This is a genomic window from Pseudomonas paeninsulae, from assembly GCF_035621475.1.
GTDB lineage: Bacteria > Pseudomonadota > Gammaproteobacteria > Pseudomonadales > Pseudomonadaceae > Aquipseudomonas > Aquipseudomonas paeninsulae.
On record NZ_CP141799.1, the window covers coordinates 4,470,690 to 4,492,578 of the forward strand.

21 protein-coding genes and 1 pseudogene are annotated in these 21,889 nt (G+C 63.9%); 16 read left to right on the top strand and 6 right to left on the bottom strand.

Translation table 11 applies throughout. From position 1 onward, the window contains the following. The first annotated feature begins 79 nt into the window (after positions 1-79). Together purD and VCJ09_RS20610 are read left to right on the top strand one after the other, a co-directional pair. A complete protein-coding gene (purD, locus tag VCJ09_RS20605; protein ID WP_324731904.1) occupies positions 80-1,369 on the top strand; it encodes a phosphoribosylamine--glycine ligase in 1,290 nt (429 codons plus the stop codon). Positions 1,370-1,657: 288 nt separating this feature from the next. Next, the gene (locus tag VCJ09_RS20610; RefSeq protein WP_324731905.1) at positions 1,658-4,408 is read left to right on the top strand and encodes a hybrid sensor histidine kinase/response regulator; all 2,751 of its coding nucleotides are present in this window, start codon (positions 1,658-1,660) and stop codon (positions 4,406-4,408) included. Between the two features lie 41 nt (positions 4,409-4,449). Here VCJ09_RS20610 and VCJ09_RS20615 read toward each other — a convergent pair whose 3' ends face one another. Beyond that, on the bottom strand, positions 4,450-5,526 hold the full coding sequence (locus VCJ09_RS20615; RefSeq protein ID WP_324731906.1) for a WD40/YVTN/BNR-like repeat-containing protein: 1,077 nt from the start codon (positions 5,524-5,526) through the stop codon (positions 4,450-4,452). A gap of 12 nt (positions 5,527-5,538) precedes the next feature. Next, positions 5,539-5,808: a ubiquitin family protein gene (locus tag VCJ09_RS20620; protein ID WP_324731907.1), complete on the bottom strand. Its 270-nt coding sequence runs from the start codon at positions 5,806-5,808 to the stop codon at positions 5,539-5,541. Positions 5,809-6,023: 215 nt separating this feature from the next. Between VCJ09_RS20620 and VCJ09_RS20625 the strand changes: the two genes are divergently transcribed. The 11 genes from VCJ09_RS20625 to ureC all read left to right on the top strand — a co-directional run bounded on the left by VCJ09_RS20625 (position 6,024) and on the right by ureC (position 16,815). Then, positions 6,024-6,620, top strand: coding sequence for a MarC family protein (locus VCJ09_RS20625; protein WP_324731908.1), 597 nt, complete (start codon positions 6,024-6,026; stop codon positions 6,618-6,620). A 197-nt stretch (positions 6,621-6,817) separates the two neighbouring features. After that, positions 6,818-8,086 (top strand): urea ABC transporter substrate-binding protein, encoded by a 1,269-nt coding sequence (gene urtA / locus VCJ09_RS20630; protein WP_324731909.1) that lies wholly within the window; start codon positions 6,818-6,820, stop codon positions 8,084-8,086. A gap of 123 nt (positions 8,087-8,209) precedes the next feature. Further along, positions 8,210-9,781 carry an urea ABC transporter permease subunit UrtB gene (urtB, locus tag VCJ09_RS20635; protein WP_324731910.1) on the top strand — a complete coding sequence of 524 codons (1,572 nt, stop codon included), beginning with the start codon at positions 8,210-8,212 and terminating at the stop codon, positions 9,779-9,781. 148 nt (positions 9,782-9,929) lie between these two features. Next, positions 9,930-11,021: an urea ABC transporter permease subunit UrtC gene (urtC, locus tag VCJ09_RS20640; protein ID WP_324731911.1), complete on the top strand. Its 1,092-nt coding sequence runs from the start codon at positions 9,930-9,932 to the stop codon at positions 11,019-11,021. Then, positions 11,018-11,869: an urea ABC transporter ATP-binding protein UrtD gene (gene urtD, locus VCJ09_RS20645; protein ID WP_324731912.1), complete on the top strand. Its 852-nt coding sequence runs from the start codon at positions 11,018-11,020 to the stop codon at positions 11,867-11,869. Before urtC ends, urtD begins: the two co-directional genes overlap by 4 nt. Before the next feature lie 179 nt (positions 11,870-12,048). After that, positions 12,049-12,747: an urea ABC transporter ATP-binding subunit UrtE gene (urtE, locus tag VCJ09_RS20650; RefSeq protein ID WP_324731913.1), complete on the top strand. Its 699-nt coding sequence runs from the start codon at positions 12,049-12,051 to the stop codon at positions 12,745-12,747. Between the two features lie 178 nt (positions 12,748-12,925). Next, positions 12,926-13,765, top strand: coding sequence for an urease accessory protein UreD (locus tag VCJ09_RS20655; RefSeq protein WP_324731914.1), 840 nt, complete (start codon positions 12,926-12,928; stop codon positions 13,763-13,765). Between the two features lie 107 nt (positions 13,766-13,872). Continuing rightward, on the top strand, positions 13,873-14,175 hold the full coding sequence (gene ureA / locus VCJ09_RS20660; protein ID WP_324731915.1) for an urease subunit gamma: 303 nt from the start codon (positions 13,873-13,875) through the stop codon (positions 14,173-14,175). Between the two features lie 7 nt (positions 14,176-14,182). Next, positions 14,183-14,677, top strand: coding sequence for a GNAT family N-acetyltransferase (locus VCJ09_RS20665; RefSeq protein ID WP_324731916.1), 495 nt, complete (start codon positions 14,183-14,185; stop codon positions 14,675-14,677). A gap of 7 nt (positions 14,678-14,684) precedes the next feature. Next, positions 14,685-14,990, top strand: a complete 306-nt coding sequence (locus tag VCJ09_RS20670; RefSeq protein ID WP_324731917.1) for an urease subunit beta — start codon at positions 14,685-14,687, stop codon at positions 14,988-14,990. Between the two features lie 124 nt (positions 14,991-15,114). Continuing rightward, positions 15,115-16,815, top strand: coding sequence for an urease subunit alpha (ureC, locus tag VCJ09_RS20675; protein ID WP_324731918.1), 1,701 nt, complete (start codon positions 15,115-15,117; stop codon positions 16,813-16,815). Positions 16,816-16,908: 93 nt separating this feature from the next. Here ureC and VCJ09_RS20680 read toward each other — a convergent pair whose 3' ends face one another. After that, complete coding sequence (locus VCJ09_RS20680; protein ID WP_324731919.1) at positions 16,909-17,355, bottom strand: hemerythrin domain-containing protein; 447 nt, start codon at positions 17,353-17,355, stop codon at positions 16,909-16,911. A gap of 67 nt (positions 17,356-17,422) precedes the next feature. Here VCJ09_RS20680 and VCJ09_RS20685 point away from each other — a divergent pair. Beyond that, a pseudogene (locus tag VCJ09_RS20685) lies at positions 17,423-17,746 on the top strand (amidohydrolase family protein); the annotation flags it as partial. Between the two features lie 44 nt (positions 17,747-17,790). Here the strand turns inward: VCJ09_RS20685 and VCJ09_RS20690 are convergent. Then, complete coding sequence (locus VCJ09_RS20690; protein WP_324731920.1) at positions 17,791-18,057, bottom strand: DksA/TraR family C4-type zinc finger protein; 267 nt, start codon at positions 18,055-18,057, stop codon at positions 17,791-17,793. A gap of 655 nt (positions 18,058-18,712) precedes the next feature. Between VCJ09_RS20690 and VCJ09_RS20700 the strand changes: the two genes are divergently transcribed. Next, positions 18,713-19,438 (top strand): endonuclease I family protein, encoded by a 726-nt coding sequence (locus VCJ09_RS20700; protein ID WP_324731921.1) that lies wholly within the window; start codon positions 18,713-18,715, stop codon positions 19,436-19,438. Between the two features lie 92 nt (positions 19,439-19,530). On the opposite strand, the gene VCJ09_RS20705 is transcribed toward VCJ09_RS20700, so the two are convergent. Next, complete coding sequence (locus VCJ09_RS20705) at positions 19,531-20,157, bottom strand: c-type cytochrome (RefSeq protein WP_324731922.1); 627 nt, start codon at positions 20,155-20,157, stop codon at positions 19,531-19,533. Positions 20,158-20,426: 269 nt separating this feature from the next. Further along, on the bottom strand, positions 20,427-20,846 hold the full coding sequence (locus VCJ09_RS20710) for a CBS domain-containing protein (protein WP_324731923.1): 420 nt from the start codon (positions 20,844-20,846) through the stop codon (positions 20,427-20,429). 185 nt (positions 20,847-21,031) lie between these two features. Here VCJ09_RS20710 and VCJ09_RS20715 point away from each other — a divergent pair, with 185 nt between their 5' ends. After that, a complete protein-coding gene (locus VCJ09_RS20715) occupies positions 21,032-21,850 on the top strand; it encodes an NYN domain-containing protein (protein ID WP_324731924.1) in 819 nt (272 codons plus the stop codon). Positions 21,851-21,889: the final 39 nt, after the last annotated feature.

The following is a 21,889-nucleotide window of genomic DNA, read 5'->3' on the forward strand; positions in this document are numbered from 1 at the left end:
TCGCCAGTTTTCGTAGGGTGGATAACGCTTGGCTTATCCACCGTTCGGGCGCAAGGCCCGCCTCCTGAAGGAGAACACAATGAACGTACTGATCATCGGCAGCGGCGGGCGCGAACACGCCCTGGCCTGGAAAGTCGCCCAGGATCCACGGGTCGAAAAAGTCTTCGTCGCCCCGGGCAACGCCGGCACCGCCACTGAAGCCAAGTGCGAGAACGTCGCCATCGACGTACTGGCCCTGGAGCAACTGGCAGATTTCGCCGCCAGCAACGTCCAGCTGACCATCGTCGGCCCGGAAGCGCCGCTGGTGGCCGGGGTGGTCGACCTGTTCCGCGCGCGCAAACTGGACATCTTCGGCCCGACGGCCGGCGCTGCCCAACTGGAAGGTTCGAAAGCCTTTACCAAGGACTTCCTCGCCCGCCATCAGATCCCCAGCGCCGATTACCAGAACTTCACCGAAGTCGAGCCGGCCCTGGCCTACCTGCAGAAAGTCGGTGCGCCGATCGTGATCAAGGCCGACGGCCTGGCGGCCGGCAAAGGCGTGATCGTCGCCATGACCCTGAGCGAAGCCGAAGACGCGGTGCGCGACATGCTCGCCGGCAATGCCTTCGGTGAAGCCGGTTCGCGGGTGGTGATCGAGGAGTTCCTCGAAGGCGAGGAAGCCAGCTTTATCGTCATGGTCGACGGCAAGAATGTATTGCCGATGGCCACCAGCCAGGACCATAAGCGCGTCGGCGACGGCGACAGCGGCCCGAATACTGGCGGCATGGGCGCCTACTCGCCCGCGCCGGTGGTCACCGCCGCCGTGCACCAGCGGGTGATGGACGAGGTGATCTACCCCACCGTCAACGGCATGGCCAGCGAAGGCAACGTCTACACCGGCTTCCTCTATGCCGGGCTGATGATCGACAAAGCCGGCAAGCCGAAAGTCATCGAGTTCAACTGCCGCTTCGGCGACCCGGAAACCCAGCCGATCATGGTGCGCCTGGAGTCATCGCTGGTCCTGCTGATCGACGCCGCCCTGGCGCAAGCGCTGGACAAGGTCGAGGCCCGCTGGGACCCGCGCCCAACCATCGGCGTGGTACTGGCCGCCGGCGGCTACCCGGGTGACTACGCCAAGGGCGAGGTAATCGAAGGTCTGGCCGATGCCGCCGCGCTGGATGGCAAGGTGTTCCATGCCGGTACCACACTCAAGGATGGCCAGGTGGTTACCGCTGGCGGCCGGGTACTCTGCGCCACGGCCATTGGTGCCAGCGTTGCCGACGCCCAGCAGCAGGCCTATCGCCTGGCGGAGAAGATTCGCTGGAATGGCTGTTTCTACCGCAAGGACATCGGTTACCGCGCGATTGCCCGCGAACGTGGCGAGGCATAACGGACGGCAAACCCGCTCAGCCGCGGCAGTCTGTCAGCAGGAATCGGGCACGGCCCCCACCCACTAGGGTCGTGTCACAACCGCTAAAAACGGCAACACCAGGCAGTGAGGGCGCCACCCTGCAGCTGGCGCCGCAGTGCCAGTGGTCGCTTTCACCGCGTCTGGACTGGCCTTCCTGGCCATATTCCGCTAAACAACGGCTTGGTTATAATCTGGCCACTTATCATTCAAAGGGAATTCAGCGTGCGCGGGCTCAGGATTGCCACAGGACTACTCGTCGGTTTGCTTATGGCCTGTCTGTTGCCGTCAGCCATGGCCGAGAACGTACCCGGCGCAGCTGGCGGTCAGTCCGATAACTGGTCATATCTGCTCGACCCGAGTGCCGCGCTGACCCTGGAGGATGTGCGAGCACGCCGCCAGCAGTTCCAGCCCCTGAGCAAACAGGCCTTCACCTTCCCCCTCAGCGAGCAGGCCGTTTGGCTGCATGTCGAGCTGCCGCGCAACCAGCAGCCGAGCTGGCTGTGGATCTTCGCCCCGCGCGTGCAGTACCTCGACTACCACCTGTTGCACGATGGCACGCTCGAGCGCGAGATCCTGACCGGCGAATCCAGGTCGATGAGTTCGCGACCGCTCGACTCCCGCGCCTACCTGATGGCGCTGCCGAACGATGGCCAGCCGCGCGAAGCCTATGTGCGCATGACCTCGAACCACCCGCTGATGGCCTGGTTCAAGGTCATCGACGAAGCCGGACTGGTGGCGCAGGAAAAACCCGCCTATGTGTTTGGTGCCCTGCTCGGCGGCCTGCTGCTGATCACCCTGTACAACCTCATCCGTTTTTTCTACAGCCGCGCCACCAGCAGTCTGTGGCTGAGCGCCCTGCATATCAGCCTGGCGGTCTGTGCGGCGGCCAATCTCGGCCTCTTCGCCGTCTGGGTGCCCAGCCAAAGCTACAACCAATCGCTGGTCGCCGACGTGTCGGCGCTGTTGGCCGCCTTCTGCCTGCAGGCCTTCTGCCTCGCTTTCATGCAGCACACCCCGGCCCAACCGGGCCGACTCAAACACCTGCTGCAAGGCAACGCCGTGCTGATCCTCGCCGTCGCGCTGGTGATCGCTAGCACCGGCCTGCTCTGGTACAGCACGCTGATCTACCTGCTGGTGCTGCTCAGTGCCTTGAGCGTCCTGCTGGTGGCCAGCCGCCTCTGGTACGGCGGTTATCAGCCAGCGCGCTTCATCGTCGTCGGCATGCTGGTATTCACCCTCGGTTTCAGCGCCTGCATCCCGGTGCTGCTCGGTCTCGATCAGCTCAACCCCGGCTGGCTGGTGATCACCGCCTTCGGCATCGCCATGCTCGGCGGCATCTTCCTCAGTGTCTCGCCCGCCGAACGACAACGCCAGATCCAGCGCACCAAGTTCCGCGAAAGCACCGCGCTGGCCGCCAGCGCAGCCGAGCTCAAGGCCAAGGCCGACTTCCTCGCCAAGATCAGTCACGAAATCCGTACACCGATGAATGGCGTGTTGGGCATGACCGAGTTGCTGCTCGGCACCCCGCTGTCGGCCAAACAGCGTGATTACGTGCAGACCATTCACAGTTCGGGCAACGAACTGCTGGCGCTGATCAACGAGATTCTCGACATTTCCAAGCTCGAATCCGGGCAGATCGAGCTGGACGACGTGCAGTTCGACCTCAATGCGCTGATCGAGGACTGCCTGGACATCTTCCGCGCCAAGGCCGAGCAGCAGAAGGTCGAACTGATCAGCTTCATGCAACCGCAGGTGCCACGGGTGATCAGCGGCGACCCGACGCGTTTGCGCCAGACGGTGCTGAGCCTGCTCGACAATGCCTTCAAGCAGACCGACGAAGGCGAAATTCTCCTAGTCGTAGCCCTCGACACCGCAGGTGAGCAACCGCGCTTGCGCATCGCCGTGCAGGACAGTGGCCGCCCGCTGCAGGCCAGCGAGCGCGATGCCCTGCTCAATACCGAACTGCACAGCAAGGACTTCCTCGCGGCGACCAAGCTCGGCGGCCGCCTCGGCCTGATCATCGCCCGCCAACTGGTGCGCCTGATGCACGGCGAGTTTGGCATCCAGAGCGGCGGCGCTCAGGGCTCGACCCTGTGGCTGACCCTGCCCCTGGATAGCCAGCGTCTCGAACAGCCCACGGCCGACCTCGATGGTCCGCTGCAAGGCGCGCGCTTGCTGGTGGTGGATGACAACGACACCTGCCGCAAAGTCCTGGTGCAGCAATGCAATGGCTGGGGCCTGCAGGTCAGTGCAGTCCCCTCGGGCAAGGCAGCCCTGGCCCTGCTGCGCACCAAGGCGCATATGCGCGAATACTTCGACGTGGTCCTGCTCGACCAGGACATGCCCGGGATGACCGGCATGCAGTTGGCGGCGAAGATCAAGGAGGACCCCAGCCTCAACCACGACATTCTGCTGATCATGCTGACCGGTATCAGCAATGCGCCGAGCAAGATCATCGCGCGTAATGCCGGGATCAAACGCATCCTCGCCAAGCCGGTGGCCGGCTACACCCTGAAAACCACCCTGGCCGATGAACTGTCCCAGCGCGGCGGTGACAGCTCGCCGGTGTTCACCCCGACCCGGGTCAGCGCCCCGCTGAATGTGCCGAGCGATTTCCGCATCCTGGTCGCCGAAGACAACAGCATCTCGACCAAGGTGATCCGCGGCATGCTCGGTAAGCTCAACCTGCAACCGGACACCGCCAGCAACGGCGCAGAAGCCCTCAACGCGATAAAGGCGCAGCACTATGATCTGGTGCTGATGGACTGCGAGATGCCGGTGCTCGATGGCTTCTCCGCCACCGAACAACTGCGCGCCTGGGAAACCGCCGAGCAGCGCCCGCGCACGCCGGTGGTGGCACTGACCGCGCACATCCTCAACGAACACAAGGAACGGGCACGTGAGGCCGGCATGGATGGCCACATGGCCAAGCCGGTGGAACTCTCGCAATTGCGCGAACTGCTCGAATACTGGATCGCCCAGCGGGAGATCCGCCAGCAGCGCGAGGCCCGGCCCTGAGTCACCAGGCACCTGCCCCGGCGGCTCCTGACTGCGGCGTTTCAGGCAAAGCGCAGGGCATGGATCGGCGGCAGGTTACCGGCCAACGCCTGCCAGCTGTCGCCTTGATCGTCCGATAGCCACAGATGACCGGTAGTCGAACCCATCGCCAGGCGCTGGCCGCTCTCGTCCACCTCCAGGGCATGGCGGTAGACCAGATCGAAGCAGTCGGTTTGCGGCAGGCCGCGACTCAAGCGGGCAAAACTGCGCCCGCCATCGCGGGTGCGGGTCACCAGCAGACGCTGGCCCACCGGCACCCGGCATTCATCCTTTACCGCCGGCACGAACCAGGCCGTTTCCGGCTCGCGGGGGTGCACCGCCAACGCGAAGCCGAAGCTCGAGGGCTCGACGTCGAGCAGCTCCTGCCAGTGCGCGGCATCGTCACGGGACAGGAAGATGCCGTTATGGTGCTGCACCCACAGGGTCTCGGGCGTGGCCGGACACGCCAGCATGCGGTGCGGGTCCTGGATCTCCGGGGTCTGCGCCAGTTCCGCCGGCATATAGGCGGCGCGCATGCCCTGGGTGCGGCAGGCCCAGTTGACGCCGTCGTCGTCGCTGCACCAGACCCCGCCACAGGACACGGCGACGCGCAGCCGCGCACTGTCGCGCGGGTCGACGCAAATCGAGTGGATACCCGGCTGATCGTAACCGCCACCGAACCACTTGGCCCGCTCCGGCCGCTGCCACAGCGATTCGTTCAACTGCCAGGAATCGCCGTGATCCGCCGAGTGGAACAAGGCGCCCGGCAGGGTGCCGGCCCACAGGCTGCCGGGTCGCTCGGCGCCGCCAGCTTCCAGCGACCAGATCATCGTCACCGATGGCCCTTCACCCTCCTCAGAGGCGGCGAAGGCCGGTGCGGCGATCTCCTGCCAGTGCTGGCCGGTATCCGTCGAGCGCCATAGTTTCGGGCCGAAATGCCCCAGGTTCAGGGCCGCATACAGATAACCGTCACGGCGATCGACCAGGACCATGCTGACCGGCTCGCCGAGAAAGTCCGTGCGCGCCAGGCGCCAGCCCTCGCCAGCGCGGGCGAAGGTCAGCAGGCCCTTGCGCGTAGCCACATAAAGCACATCCGCCATATCGATCTCCCGCTAGCCGCCAGAAAGTGCCTGCACCACATAGACTTCGCTGTCGACGCCGACCCTGTCGCTCAGGTGCCGGCGGTCGTCAATCCGCTCGGCATCGACGAAAATCATCACATGCCGACGCACCTGCCCCTGGTCGTCCAGCAGGTAACTGCGCAGCCGCGGGTTGACGGCGAACACCTCGGCCAGCACGGCAGCGACTGTGTCGCCGATCACCGCGCACGGCGCCACATCGAGGTGACGCTGCAGGTTGGGGGTGAAGCTGATACGTGCCATCCGCCGCTCCCGGCAAGCAGCCGTTGCCAACAGTGGTTCACCCAACAGGTATAGCCGACGCCGTTCCCCGGCTCCGCTTCGGCTGCCGAACGGCTGCCTGCTCTGCGCGCAATTGCCGCAGCGGGCACTGGAGATCGGGACGACAATCCCGGATCATGCAGGCGGCGCCGATGGTGCCGGCCACGCCCCCTTTACTCAAGAGACGAGCCCAACCCATGGCGTCCGAGTTGTTCAGTCTGTATCTGAAGTTGCTGGTGCTCTACAGCCCATTCTTCGTGTTGTCCTGCTTTATCGGCCTGAGCCGTGGCTATACGGTCAAGGAGCGCAAGCGCCTGGCCTGGAAAGTCGCGCTCGGCGTACTGATTTCCAGCCTGCTGCTGTACCTGTTCGGCAGGCACATCTTCACCCTGTTCGGCATCACCATCGACGCCTTCCGCATCGGCGCCGGCAGCGTGTTGTTTATCTCGGCACTGGGCATGGCGCAGGGCAAGTCGGCGGTGCAAAGTGACAACGTGCAGCAGGACGTGACCATAGTGCCACTGACCATCCCGCTCACCGTTGGTCCCGGCACCATAGGTGCACTGCTGTTGATGGGCGCCAGCCAGCCGCATTGGGACGACAAGTTGGTGGCGGTAGTCGGCATCGCCCTGGCCAGCCTGACGGTCGGCGTGGTGCTGTACCTGTCCAACCAGTTCGAACGCCTGCTCGGCGATCAGGGCCTGCAGATCGTCAGTCGGCTGATGGGCCTGTTCGTCTGCGCCCTGGCCGCGCAAATCATCTTCACCGGGGTGAAGAACTTCCTCTCGCTCTGAATCGGTGCAGGGTCGCCTGGGCGTTCGCTCCAGGCCCTGCGCGCGCACCATACTGGCGCAGCCTTGACCCCCTGAAAAATCTTTAACCCCGCTCGACCCCTTATGGCACAAGGCTTTGCGAGCATTGGCACGGATGCTGCCATTAGATTGGCGACCCTCCTGGGCCCACCCCAATCGCTGCGCATGGAGCCATAACAATGAAGCGTCGTCCTCTGCTGAAATCCACCCTAGCTGCCAGCGCCCTGCTGCTCAGCGGCTTGTTCCCGTTCACCGTGCAGGCGGCCGAGACCATCAAGGTCGGCATCCTCCACTCGTTGTCCGGCACCATGGCTATTTCCGAGACCTCGTTGAAAGACATGGCGCTGATGACCATCGACGAGATCAACGCCAAGGGCGGCGTACTCGGCAAGCAACTCGAACCGGTGGTGGTCGACCCGGCCTCCAACTGGCCGCTGTTCGCCGAACGGGCGCGGCAACTGCTGAGCCAGGACAAGGTTGACGTGACCTTCGGCTGCTGGACCTCGGTGTCGCGCAAATCCGTGCTGCCGGTGTACGAGGAGCTCAACGGCCTGCTGTTCTACCCGGTGCAGTACGAAGGCGAAGAACTCTCGCCGAACGTGTTCTATACCGGTGCGGCGCCCAATCAGCAGGCCATCCCGGCGGTCGAGTACCTGATGAGCGAAGACGGCGGCGGCGCCAAGCGCTACTTCCTGCTCGGCACCGACTACGTCTACCCGCGCACCACCAACAAGATCCTGCGCGCCTTCCTGGTCAGCAAAGGCGTGGCCGACAAGGATATCGAAGAGGTTTACACCCCGTTCGGCCATAGCGATTACCAGACCATCGTCGCCAACATCAAGAAGTTCTCCGCCGGCGGCAAGACCGCGGTGATCTCCACCGTCAACGGTGACTCCAACGTACCCTTCTATAAGGAACTGGCTAACCAGGGCATCGAAGCCACCGACATTCCGGTGGTGGCCTTCTCGGTCGGCGAGGAAGAACTGCGCGGTATCGACACCAAACCGCTGGTTGGCCAACTGGCCGCCTGGAACTACTTCCAGTCAGTGGAAAACCCGGTCAACAGCGAATTCGTCAACAAGTGGAAGGCCTATGCCAAGGCCAAAAACCTGCCGGGCGCGGACAAGGCCGTGACCAACGACCCGATGGAAGCCACCTACGTCGGCATCCATATGTGGGCACAAGCGGTCGAGAAAGCCGGCAGCACCGACGTCGACAAGGTGCGTGACGCCCTCGCCGGCCAGACCTTCGCCGCACCGAGCGGTTACACCCTGACCATGGACGCCAGCAACCACCACCTGCACAAGCCGGTGATGATCGGTGAAGTCCAGGAGGATGGTCAGTTCTCGGTGGTCTGGGAAACCAGCAGCCCGATCCGCGCCCAGCCGTGGAGCCCGTACATCGAAGGCAACGACAAGAAGCCGGATTACGCGGTGAAGTCGAACTAAGCGATGTCGTAGTCCGCATGCAATTCGGCAGAAGCTAGCCCCGGATTGCCTCCGGGCTACGCTGAGCGCCCCCTTTGCCGCTTCGGCGCGGGGGCTTGCGCTGTAATCCCAAGGTTTCTTGATATGCCCACTGCCTTGTCCCGCTTTTTCCTATTTATGACCGTGTTGCTGCCGCTCACCGGCCATGCCGGCGACGCCAATGACTTCGTCGCGGCCAGCCCGTCCAAGCAGGCAAAACTGCTGGAAAGCTGGTCAGCCGCCCCCGACACCACGCGCCTGCCGCTGCTCGAAGCCCTGCAACAAGGCGGCCTGGCCGCCGACAGCAGGAAAAATGCGTTTATCCACGTGAATGGCGTTTATCAATCCGCCGAAGCTGAGGTTGCGCCCACTGAGGCGCCGCGCAAACTGCGCCTGAACAACCGCCTGCGCGGCTTGATCGGTACCGCCATGGCCAGCCATCAACTGCTCGCCGAAGATCCGGCGCTGCGCCTGGCCGCCGCAAGGGAACTGCAGAAGCGTGCCAAACCGGCGCAACTCGCCCTGCTCAATGCCCGCGCCGCCAGCGAAACCGACGCCCAGGTGCGCACGGCCCTGACGCTGGCCCTGGCCAACCTGCAACTGGTCGACCGCGACCCGGCGATCCGCCTGGCTGCCGTGCGCCTGCTTGGTGAAACCGGTGATCCGCTGGCGCGTACCCGCCTGGAAACCCTGCTCGATCCTGCAGTGGAGGACGATGCCGGCGTGCGTACCGCCGCGCAAACCAGCCTGGCCCAGGTCAAGCGCAAGCTGCTGATCGGCGAGTTGCTCGGCCAGGCCTTCAGCGGTCTGTCGCTCGGTTCGATCCTGCTGCTCGCGGCCCTCGGCCTGGCCATCACCTTCGGCCTGCTCGGGGTGATCAACATGGCCCACGGCGAGATGCTGATGCTCGGTGCCTACTCCACCTACATGGTGCAGGTGCTGTTCCAACGCTTCGCCCCGGAAGCCATTGCCCTTTACCCATTGGTGGCGCTGCCGGTGGCCTTCTTCGTCACCGCCACCATCGGCATGGCCCTGGAGCGCACGGTGATTCGCCACCTCTACGGTCGGCCACTGGAAACCCTGCTCGCCACCTGGGGCATCAGCCTGATCCTGATCCAACTGGTCCGGGTGCTGTTCGGCGCGCAGAACGTCGAAGTGGCCAATCCCTACTGGCTGTCCGGCGGCATCCAGGTCCTGCCGAACCTGGTGCTGCCGTACAACCGCATCGTCATCATCGGCTTCGCCCTGTGTGTGGTGGTGCTGACCTGGCTGCTGCTGAACAAGACCCGCCTCGGCCTCAACGTCCGCGCCGTGACGCAGAACCGCAACATGGCCGCCTGCTGCGGCGTACCGACTGGGCGGGTGGACATGCTCGCCTTCGGCCTTGGCTCCGGCATCGCCGGCCTCGGCGGCGTGGCCCTGAGCCAGATCGGCAACGTCGGCCCGGACCTGGGCCAGAGCTACATCATCGACTCCTTCCTGGTGGTGGTGCTTGGCGGCGTCGGCCAACTGGCCGGCAGCGTGATGGCCGCCTTTGGCTTAGGCATCGCCAACAAGATTCTCGAACCGCAGATCGGTGCCGTACTGGGCAAGATCCTCATCCTCGGGCTGATCATTCTGTTTATCCAGAAACGCCCGCAGGGACTGTTCGCACTGAAAGGAAGGGTGATCGATTGAGTCAGATTAGCTGCAATGAGCCCGTAGGAGCTGGCCATGCCTGCGACCGCGTCGCCGCCATTGTTCGCGCGCATGGCGCGCTCCTACAGGCTGACGAGCTCACTCCAAGCCAAAAATCATTTGCCGCGACAGGACAGGTGATCGACTGATGACTATGCCAATTAACCAAACGCTATTGGCCCGCGCCGGTGCCAGGCTCGGGCCGCAACTGTCGCTCGCCATCGGCCTGCTGGTGCTGGCCGGGCTGATCGCCCTGCCGCTGCTGCACCTGCTGCCGGCGGATAACGCCCTGCACGTATCGGCCTACAGCCTGACCCTGGTCGGCAAGATCCTCTGCTACGCCATAGTCGCGTTGGCCCTGGACCTGGTCTGGGGTTACGCCGGCCTGTTGTCGCTCGGCCATGGCCTGTTCTTCGCCCTGGGCGGTTACGCCATGGGCATGTACCTGTCGCGCGAAGCCGCAGGTACCGGCCTGCCGGCGTTCATGAGCTTTCTCGCCTGGACCGAGCTGCCCTGGTACTGGTACGGCACCTCGAATTTCCTCTGGGCGCTGTGTCTGGTGGTCCTGGCCCCCGGCTTGTTGGCCCTGGTGTTCGGCTTCTTCGCCTTCCGCTCGCGGATCAAGGGCGTGTACTTCTCGATCATGACCCAGGCGCTGACCTTCGCCGGCATGTTGCTGTTCTTTCGCAACGAAACCGGTTTCGGCGGCAACAACGGCTTTACCAACTTCAAGACCATCCTCGGTTTCGACATCACCGCGACCCACACCCGCGCCGTGCTGTTTCTCGCCACCGTGACCCTGCTGGTGGCCAGCCTGTACCTCGGTTGGCGGCTGGCACGCAGCAAGTTCGGCCGGGTGCTGACGGCGCTACGCGATGCCGAGAACCGCCTGATGTTCTGCGGCTACGACCCGCGCGGCTACAAGCTGTTCATCTGGGTCCTCAGCGCGGTGCTCTGTGGCCTGGCCGGCGCGCTCTATGTGCCGCAGGTGGGCATCATCAACCCCAGCGAAATGTCGCCGACCAACTCCATCGAGGCCGCCGTCTGGGTCGCCCTGGGTGGGCGCGGCACGCTGATCGGCCCGCTGCTCGGCGCAGGCCTGGTCAACGGCATGAAGAGCTGGTTCACCGTGGCCTTCCCGGAATACTGGCTGTTCGCCTTGGGCCTGCTGTTTATCGTCGTCACCCTGTTCCTGCCCAAGGGCGTGATCGGCCTGCTACGCAAGAGAGGCGAACAATGAGAGCCGTGCCCATTGCCGAATTTATGCTCGAACCCGCCTTTGATCCCGCCGGCAGCGGCCGCGATGCCATCGGCGCCAGCGCAGTCGCCGGCCAGGGCCTGAACACTCGCCACGGCACCATCCTGACCCTGGAAGATATCAACGTCAGCTTCGATGGCTTCAAGGCCCTGAACAACCTGACCCTGTATATCGGCGTCGGCGAACTGCGCTGCATCATCGGCCCCAATGGCGCCGGCAAGACCACCATGATGGACGTGATCACCGGCAAGACCCGCCCGGACAACGGCGTCGCCTACTTCGGCGAGACCCTCGATCTGACCCAGATGAGCGAAGTCGAGATTGCCCAGGCCGGCATCGGTCGCAAGTTCCAGAAGCCCACGGTGTTCGAGGCCCTCAGCGTGTTCGAAAACCTCGAACTGGCGCAGAAGACCAGCAAGACGGTCTGGGCCAGCCTGCGCGCCAAATTGACGGGCGAGCAGCAAGACCGCATCGATGAAGTGCTGCAGACGATCAAGCTCGACAGCTCACGGCGGCGCCCGGCGGGCTTGTTGTCGCACGGCCAGAAGCAGTTTCTCGAGATCGGCATGCTCTTGGTCCAGGACCCGCAACTGCTGCTGCTCGACGAGCCGGTGGCGGGCATGACCGACGCCGAGACCGAGTTCACCGCCGAGCTGTTCAAGTCGCTGGCGCGCAAGCACTCGCTGATGGTGGTCGAACACGACATGGGCTTCGTCGGCAGCATCGCCGACCACGTCAGCGTGCTGCACCAGGGCAGCGTGCTGGCCGCAGGCTCGCTGGAACAGGTGCAGGCCAACGAACGGGTGATCGAGGTGTATCTGGGCCGGTAAAAACATAGGCACCTGTAGGTTGGCGTTGAGCGTAGCGATACCCAACAACGTTTCGTGATGGGTATCGCTACGCTCAACCCATCCTACGCACTCCGCGTTCCTGCGATGCAGAGCGTCGCCAGATGCATACCCACGCAGAGCGTGGGAACGATCAAGGCCCACCCTACAAGGACAGAACCATGCTGCAAGTCCAACAACTGCATCAATACTACGGCGGCAGCCACATCCTACGTGGCCTGTCGTTCGAGGCCCAGGTCGGCGAGGTTACCTGCCTGCTCGGCCGCAACGGCGTGGGCAAGACCACCCTGCTGAAATGTCTGATGGGTCTGTTGCCGGCCAAAGCAGGCGCGGTGAACTGGGAAGGCCAGCCGATTACCGCGTTCAAACCGCACCAGCGCGTACATGCCGGCATCGCCTACGTGCCCCAGGGCCGGGAAATCTTCGGGCGCCTGACGGTGGAGGAAAACCTGCTGATGGGGCTTTCTCGTTTCGGCGCAAAGGAAGCCAAGAGCGTGCCGGAATTTATCTACGAACTGTTCCCGGTGCTGCGCGAGATGAAGCAACGCCGCGGCGGCGACCTGTCCGGCGGCCAGCAGCAACAGCTGGCCATCGGCCGCGCCCTGGCCAGCCAGCCGCGCCTGCTGATCCTCGACGAACCCACCGAAGGCATCCAGCCGTCGGTGATCAAGGAAATCGGCGTGGTGATCAAGAAGCTCGCCGAACGCGGCGACATGGCGATCCTGCTGGTCGAGCAGTTCTATGATTTTGCCGCCGAACTGGCCGACCACTACCTGGTGATGAGCCGCGGCGAAATCGTCCAGCAAGGCCGAGGCCAGACCATGCAAGCCGACGGCGTGCGCGGGCTGGTGGCGATTTGATGGAACACGTAGGGCGGGTGAAACCCGCCGCTGTGCTCTGGAATGAGTGCGCGAGTTTCACCCGCCCTACGGATAGCCGCGTATGTTCGGCCATTTTTTCCGTAGGGTTGAGCGCAGCGATACCCTACGAGCGGTGCGCTGGGTATCGCTTCGCTCAACCCATCCGACAAGAGCAACCATGAACGCACCCGCCCCTACCGCCCTGTTCACCCCCAGCTGGCATGCCGAGCTGGAGCTGGGCTATGGCCGCGACGGCGACTGCACGCGGCCCACATTGCGCCGGCACAAAGGCCCGTTGCGAGTGCAGAAGCACCTGTACGCCGAAGGACCGCAAGTCTGCCAGCACATCATCGTCCATCCACCCGGCGGCATCGCCGGTGGCGATCGCCTGGACATCAGCGCAAGCGTCGGCAGCGGTGCCTGGGCGCAACTGACCAGCCCCGGCGCCGCCAAGTGGTACCGCGCCGCCGGCCCGGCCTATCAGAACCTCAAATTACGCGTCGCAGCCGGCGCCACCCTCGAATGGCTGCCCCAGGAAACCATCGTCTACGCCGGCGCCCAGGCCGAACTGCACGGTGAGATCGAACTGCTCGGCGATGCCAAGCTGCTGTACTGGGACATGGTCGCCCTCGGCCGCCCGGCCAGTGGCGAGCGCTTCGACACCGGGCATTTCCAAGCGCAGCTGAATATCCGCCGCGACGGCCAGCTGCTCTGGCACGAACGCCAGCGCATCGAAGGCAGCGACGGCCTGCTCGACTCGCCCATCGGCCTGAACGGCAAACCGGTGTTTGCCACCCTGCTGATCAGTGGTGAAATCGACGCCGAGTTGCTCGAACGCTGCCGTAATCTGACCACCCGCGTACGCGGCGACCTGACTCAACTACCCGGCTTGCTGGTAGCCCGCTGCCTGGCCAGCGAAGCGCTGCATGCCCGCGCCTGGCTGATCGGGCTCTGGCACCTGCTGCGCCCGGCGTTGCTTGGCCGCCAGGCCGTACCCCCGCGTATCTGGAGCACGTGAACCAACAACCCTCGGCTGGAAAAGCGCGCAGCGTTTTCCAGCCGAGCAACCCAACCACCCCCGCTGGACAAGGCTTCGCCGTTGTCCACCTCACCTGGGAACACCCCATGGATTTGTCGCCGAGAGAAAAAGACAAGCTGCTGATCTTCACCGCCGGCCTGGTCGCCGAACGGCGCCTGGCCCGCGGCGTCACCCTCAATTACCCGGAAGCCATGGCCTACATCTCCGCCGCCCTGCTCGAAGGGGCCCGCGACGGCCGCACCGTGGCCGAGTTGATGCACGTCGGCACCACCCTGCTGACCCGTGCCCAGGTGATGGAAGGCGTGCCGGAGATGATCCCGGATATCCAGGTCGAAGCCACGTTTCCCGACGGCACCAAGCTGGTTACCGTCCACCAACCGATCGCCTGAGGAACCCATGACGATTGAAGACGCCACCGCCACCGACCTGCCCGCCATCCTGGCCATCTATAACGATGCGGTCGAACACACCACAGCGATCTGGAACGAAACCCTGGTGGACCTGGAGAACCGTCGCGCCTGGCTGGCCGAACGCCAGGGCCAAGGCTTTCCGGTGCTGGTGGCCCACAATGCCGCCGGCGAGGTGCTGGGTTACGCCAGCTACGGCACCTGGCGCAGCATCGAGGGCTTTCGCCACACCGTCGAACACTCGGTGTATGTGCGCAGCGACCAACGCGGCCAGGGCCTCGGCCCCCTGCTGATGCAGGCGCTGATCGAACGGGCCAAAGCGGCCGGGCTGCACGTCATGGTCGCGGCCATCGAGGCGCAAAACAGTGCATCGATCCGCCTGCATGAGCGCCTCGGCTTCACCATCAGCGGGCAGATGCCCCAGGTCGGACGCAAGTTCGACCGCTGGCTCGACCTGACCTTTATGCAGTTGATCCTGGAGTGATAAACCAATGATTCCCGGTGAATACCAGATCCAGGACGGTGAGATCGAACTCAATGTCGGCCGCCGCACCCTGACGCTGAACGTGGCCAACAGCGGCGACCGGCCGATCCAGATTGGCTCGCACTACCACTTCTTCGAAACCAACGATGCGCTCAGTTTTGATCGGCCAAGTACCCGCGGCATGCGTTTGAATATTCCCGCAGGCACGGCGGTGCGCTTCGAGCCGGGGCAGAGTCGCGACGTGGAGCTGGTGGACCTCGCCGGTGACCGCCGGGTGTTCGGCTTTGCCGGCCGGGTGATGGGCAAGCTGTAACGCCGATGGTTCCCATGCTCCGCGTGGGAACCCATGACGGGGCGCTCCGCGTCCCTGCGACGCAGAGCGTCGCCAGCCGCAGTCCCACGCAGAGCATGGGAACGATCAAATTCGAGGAGTGCCGATGAAAATATCCCGCCAAGCCTACGCCGACATGTTCGGCCCCACCGTCGGTGACAAGGTGCGTCTGGCCGACACCGAGCTGTGGATCGAAGTGGAAAAAGACTTCACCAGTTACGGCGAAGAAGTGAAGTTCGGCGGCGGCAAGGTGATCCGCGACGGCATGGGCCAGAGCCAGCTCTGCGCGGCAGACGTGGTCGACACCCTGATCAGCAACGCGCTGATCATCGACCACTGGGGCATCGTCAAGGCCGACGTCGGCCTCAAGGACGGGCGTATCGCCGCGATCGGCAAGGCCGGCAACCCGGACATCCAGCCGGACGTGACCATCGCCATAGGCGCCGGCACCGAGGTGATCGCCGGCGAGGGCATGATCCTCACCGCCGGCGGCATCGACAGCCATATCCACTTCATCTGCCCGCAGCAGATCGAAGAGGCCTTGATGAGTGGGGTGACCACCATGATCGGCGGCGGCACCGGGCCTGCCACCGGCACCAACGCCACCACCTGCACCCCCGGCCCCTGGCACATGATGCGCATGCTGCAGGCCGCCGACGCCTTCCCGATGAACCTGGGTTTTACCGGCAAGGGCAACGCCTCGCTGCCGGAGCCGCTGATCGAGCAGGTCAAGGCCGGCGCCATCGGCCTCAAGCTGCACGAAGACTGGGGCACCACGCCGGCTGCGATCGACAACTGCCTGAGCGTGGCCGACCAGTATGACGTGCAGGTGGCGATCCACACCGACACCCTCAACGAGTCTGGTTTCGTCGAAACCACCCTGGCCGCATTCAAGGGCCGCACCATTCACACCTACCACACCGAGGGTGCTGGCGGCGGCCACGCGCCGGACATCATCAAGGCCTGCGGCTTCGCCAATGTGCTGCCCAGTTCGACCAACCCGACCCGGCCGTTCACCCGCAATACCATCGACGAGCACCTGGACATGCTGATGGTCTGCCATCACCTCGACCCGTCGATTGCCGAGGACGTGGCCTTTGCCGAAAGCCGCATCCGCCGTGAGACCATCGCCGCCGAAGACATCCTGCATGACCTCGGCGCCTTCTCGATGATCAGCTCCGACAGCCAGGCCATGGGCCGGGTCGGCGAAGTGATCCTGCGCACCTGGCAGACCGCGGACAAGATGAAAAAGCAGCGCGGCCCACTGCCGCAAGACGGTGAAGGCAACGACAACTTCCGCGCCAAGCGCTACATCGCCAAGTACACCATCAACCCGGCGATCACCCACGGCATCAGCCATGAAGTGGGCTCGATCGAGGTGGGCAAGTGGGCTGACCTGGTGCTCTGGCGTCCGGCATTCTTCGGGGTCAAGCCGAGTCTGATCCTCAAGGGCGGAGCCATCGCCGCCAGCCTGATGGGCGACGCCAACGCCTCGATCCCCACCCCGCAACCAGTGCACTACCGACCGATGTTCGCCAGCTACGGCGGCAGCCTGCACGCCAGCAGCCTGACCTTTATCAGCCAGGCCGCCCTGGACGCCGGCATTCCCGAGCAGCTGGGACTGAAGAAACAGATCGCCGTGGTCAAGGGCTGCCGCTCAGTGCAGAAGACCGACCTGATCCACAACGACTATTTGCCGAATATCGAGGTCGATCCACAGACCTACCAGGTCAAGGCCGATGGCCAGTTGCTCTGGTGCGAGCCGGCCGAGGTGTTGCCGATGGCGCAGCGGTATTTCCTGTTCTGAGGGGCGATCGGTCGCTACCACGCGCCACGCGGCCGCGATGGCGTTGGCCCTTGCGAGCGCCATACGGTCACCTGTGGCCATCGGCGCGACAGCTTAGGCCTCGGCGTTCTTGTGGACTTCATAGGTACTGAGGTAGTCGCCGGACAGTTGCTCTTTCTGCGTATCGCTGAGCAGCTTGCCGGCCATCTGGAAAAACTTCTGTTCCTCCTCCTGCAGATGGTGGTGCACCTTTTCCGCCAGCTTCTTGGCTTGCACCAACCAGCTCGGGCTGCTGGGGTCGGTGTCCTCGAGTTCTTCCACCATCTCGTCCATCTGGTGATGCTCGGCAATCGCATGGCGCGAGAGGTCGACGCCGAGATCCTCCTGCATCAGTGGAATATAGAAGTGCCGCTCCTCGGCAACCGAGTGCGCCGCCAACTCCAACTTCAGCAGAGTAAACAGCGCCTGGCGCTCTGAGGTATCGCCACTGGTGTCGATCAGTTTTGTCGACAGCTCACGCTGCGTTTGGTGGCTCAGGCGCAAGGCTTCAAAAATAGTCATGGAGTAAACCTCCTCCTTGGCAATAAATGGTGTGAGTCATGTGACCCGCCCAGGCTGGCGAAGTGCCCACGGCATCAGTCATGAAGTGGGCTCGATCGAGCTGGGCAAGTGGGCCGACCTGGTGCTCTGGCTTCCGGCGTTCTTCGGCGTCAAGCCGAGCCTGATCCTCAAGGGCCGGGCGATTGCCGCCAGCCTGATGGGCGACGCCAACGCCTCGATCCCCACGCCGCAACCGGCGCACTACCGACCGATGTTCGCCAGCTACGGTGGCAGCCTGCACGCCAGCAGCCTGACCTTTATCAGCCAGGCGGCGCTGGACGCTGGAGTAGCGGAACAGTTGGGGCTGAAGAAGCGGATCGCCGTAGTCAAGGGCTGCAGCACGGTGCAGCGCTATTTCTTGTTTTAGCCATTGGCGGGTTGCACCCGCCCTACAGGTTAGCGCAGCTGGCTGTCCTTGCTGCCGCGACGGTTATAACCGCCGCCCGCCTTCTGCTGCTTATCCAGTTCGGACTGACAGGCCACGCACAGGCGCACGCCCTTGATCGCTTCGCGGCGCGCCAGAGGAATCGACGCAGCGCATTCCTCACAGTGCGTCAGGCTCTCGCCGGTCGGCAACTGGCTGCGGGCGCGAGCAATGGCGTCCTCTATGCTGCTGTCGATCTGTTCTTGCACCGCACCGTCATTTGCCCAACCACTAGCCATTGCAACCTCCCGGCGTGGCACGCCTCGTCATTCACTATTCAGTTTCGCGTAGCTTCCCTGCATGCAGGTTCAGCGTCATCCGCCCTGCGCTGGCGCGAAATCCATAACGCCATTCGCGCGAACCGTTCACAAGCAGAAGCAAAGCCCATTTAACCTTCCGATATAAAAGGCGTTATGCCAATAACGCTTCGCACGGAGCTTAAACGCGACCGCTATGGGTGATTCTAGCCCGCGCCCGCGGGTCTTCCTGCCATCGCCACTTTCACCGTGCGCGCCGACTGCGAAGGCCGCGCTCCCGAGCGATCAAGCGATTTGCTCCAATGCGGCTACGCGGCTTCACAGCGCAGTGTGGGCTGACCGGCCGCCTGGCGGAAGTCATCCATGACGGCCGGTATCCGTCCTATAGCGAGCACAGCGTCGTCGAGTGACTGCGCCAGCGGATCTATCAGAGCGCCTGCGCCCGGCGATGACGCAACTGCCTGCAGCGCCGAACGAAGTCCATGTGCTGGCCACCCAGCGCACGAGCAAAAACGGCAGTCTGTTCATAGTTCGAGCAGACTGCCTTTTTCATGAAACATCCGGGCTAGAGCGTCTTGAAGGCCCCTGGCCAGCTATTCCAGCACTATCATGCGCAGCTTTTTGCCTAGAGCCCTCCATGCCGCGCCTGATCGCCCTGCTCTGCCTGCTGTTTGCCGTCTCCATCCACGCCGACGCCCCGCACAACTTCGCCGCTGCCAAGAAAATCGCCTGGAAGCTCTACGCCGACCGACCGAACACCTTCTATTGCGGCTGCGCCTACCAAGGCAAGCGCGTCGACCTGGCCAGTTGCGGCTATAAGGTGCGCAAGCAACAACGCCGCGCGCAGCGCCTGGAATGGGAGCACGTGGTGCCGGCCTGGGTGATCGGTCACCAGCGCCAGTGCTGGCAGCACGGCGGACGCAAGAACTGCACGCGCAGTGACCCGGTGTTCAAGGCCGCCGAAGCCGACCTGCACAACCTGGTGCCGAGCATCGGCGAAGTGAATGGCGACCGCTCCAACTACGCCCTCGGCATGCTCAGCGACAAACCGCAGCAGTACGGCGCCTGCCCCATGGTGGTCAACTTCAAGCAGAAAACCGCCATGCCACCCGAGCCGGCACGCGGCGCCTCGGCGCGCATCTACCTGTACATGGCCGACCACTACAAGCTGCGCCTGTCCAAGCTCGACCGGCGCACCTACGAAGCCTGGAACCGCCAGTACCCGATCAGCGAGTGGGAGCGCTGGCGCAACCAGAAAGTCGGCTGCGTCATGGGCTACGGCAACCCCTACATCGGCGCGGTCGACCGGGATCGCTGCCCAGCGCGACGCCACGCCGGCGACCCACGCCGCACCAGCGGCTGACGGGACGCTTTTTTGCGGGATGCGATTGCTTTACAGGAAGGTACTTGAACGCTGTGTTACCCAGCACAACCGAACGCCGGACGCTCCTAGCGTCAGGGCTGCAACTGCTGCAGATAGGCCGCCAGGGCGCCGATTTGTGCGTCGCTGAAGTCGGCGGCGATCGACATCATCACCGAGCCGGCGCGACTCGGGTCCTTGTCGCGAAAACGCGTCAGCGCCTTGCGCAGGTACTCGGCCGGCTGGCCGGCCAGGCGCGGTGTGTTGTCGCGGCCCTCGGCATGCACGCCGTGGCAGCCGGTGCAGATGGTCTTGAACATCACCTCGCCCTGCTGCTGCAACGCCGCATCGACCGGTTCGCTATGCGCCAGCAGCTTTTGCTGACCGAAGTAGATGGCGACGTTGACCCGATCTTCCAGGGTCAGGGTCGGCGCCAGCTTGGACATGACGAAATCCTTGCGCTCGCCGCTGGCGAACTTCTCGAAGGCGTTGAACAGGTACACCGGGTTCTGCTCGGCCAGGTTGGGAATGTACGGACGCTTGCTGTTGCCATTCTCGCCGTGGCAATTGCCGCAGAAGAGCATCCGTTCCTGGCCGGCAGCATAGGCCTGCTCGCGCAACACCGGGTCGGCGTTGAGCCGGGTAAAGCGTTGCATGGCCTCATCGTTGGCCTGAGCCAGGCTGGCGATGCAACAGAAGAACACAAGGGTGAGTACGCGCATGGCGGGAGACCTTTGCCTGGTTTGCTTGGTAGGACGGGCGGCGACTATAGGCGCAACCACCCGGCCGTACCCCGGCGCAGGTCAAGCAAATGGCAGATAGCGCGGCGTAATGCGCTGCCTGGGCGGCGGCACCCCATGGATGCAAAACCTGCGCGAGGAGCCGTTCAGGCCCGAGATGCACTCCTGCGTCCGGACGCAATCAGCCGCTTTTGGTGCATGCACCGGTCAGACCGCCCTACGCATGCACACAGAAGGGGCATAAGCGAGGTTCAGGCCGAGCGGGAAAGCGGCAATTCCATCAGCTTATCCAGCAACTTGAGGATATGCCGGCGGGTAATCACCCCGATCACCTTGCCGCCGGCATCGACCACCGGGTAACTCTTCGGCTTGTCGCCGAGCATCTGCTGCGCCAGTGCCACGGCGTCCATTGCCGCTGTCACGCTGAGCACGTCGGTGCGCATGATGTCGCGCACCGTGGCCACTCGCTGATTGTAATAAGCCACCTGAATCGCCACGTGCAGGCACTCCTGCTCGGAAATCCAGCCCAATAGCAGGCCCTGCGCATCGGTGACCGGCCCGCCGAGAATGGGATAACGCAGCAGCTGCCTGGCCGCCTCCACCACCGGCATATCGGCGCGAATGGTGGCAAAGTCCTTGGTCATGTAATCGGCAATAGCGGCAGTGTTCATCGAGCGGGCTCCCGTGGGGCTAGCGAGTCGTGGTCGACCGGGCGGGCGCCCGGACCCTAGACCCATAGCAAGTTCCAGGCCCTGTTTATCCCGTGACCGCCTGCACCCAGGCGGCGGCCTGCTGCCTATGGCGCCTTGCCAGCATCCGCAGTATGTTCGAGGTACGTTTATTCAAGGATGACCCCATGGCCAGCAAAGCCCACCCGCAGCGTCAGCAACAGCTTCTGGCGCTGCTGATCGATGCCGACAACGCCTCCGCCGCCATCGTCGAAGGCTTGTTCGAGGAAATCGCCAAATTCGGCGTCGCCAGCGTCAAGCGCATCTACGGCGACTGGACCCAGCCCAACCTCGGTAGTTGGAAGAAGGTGCTGCTGGACTACTCGATCCAGCCGATCCAGCAATTCGCCTACACCCGTGGCAAGAACGCCACCGACAGCGCGCTGATCATCGACGCCATGGACCTGCTCTACACCCGGCGCTTCGATGGCTTCTGCCTGGTCTCCAGCGACAGCGACTTCACCCGCCTGGCCGCCCGCCTGCGCGAGGAAGGCCTGACCGTCTACGGCTTCGGCGAAGAGAAAACGCCCAAGCCGTTTGTCTCGGCCTGCGACAAGTTCATCTACACCGAAATCCTCCGCGCCGATGCGGTGGAAGCCCAACCAGAGCCGGCCAGCAGCGACGACAAACCCCAGCCAAGCGTGAAAAGCGAGCAGCCCGACGAACCGCTCAAGACACCGGACAAACCGAAAGCACAGAAGGTGCCGGTGGACTTTATCGCCAAGGTCATCGAAGACATCGACGACGAGGACGGCTGGATCCAGCTCGGCTCCCTCGGCTCGACCATCAGCAAACTACGTCCGGCGTTCGATGCACGACTGTATGGCTTCAGGAAACTCAGCGACTTGATCAAGGGCCATCCCAAGCGCTTCGAGTTGCAGGTACGCGGGAGCAGTGCGATGGGGGGCGAGGCGTTGTATGTGAGGAATCGGAAGGTGGGGAAGTAACACGCGTACCGCATAACCCAACACAAACCATGGACGTTA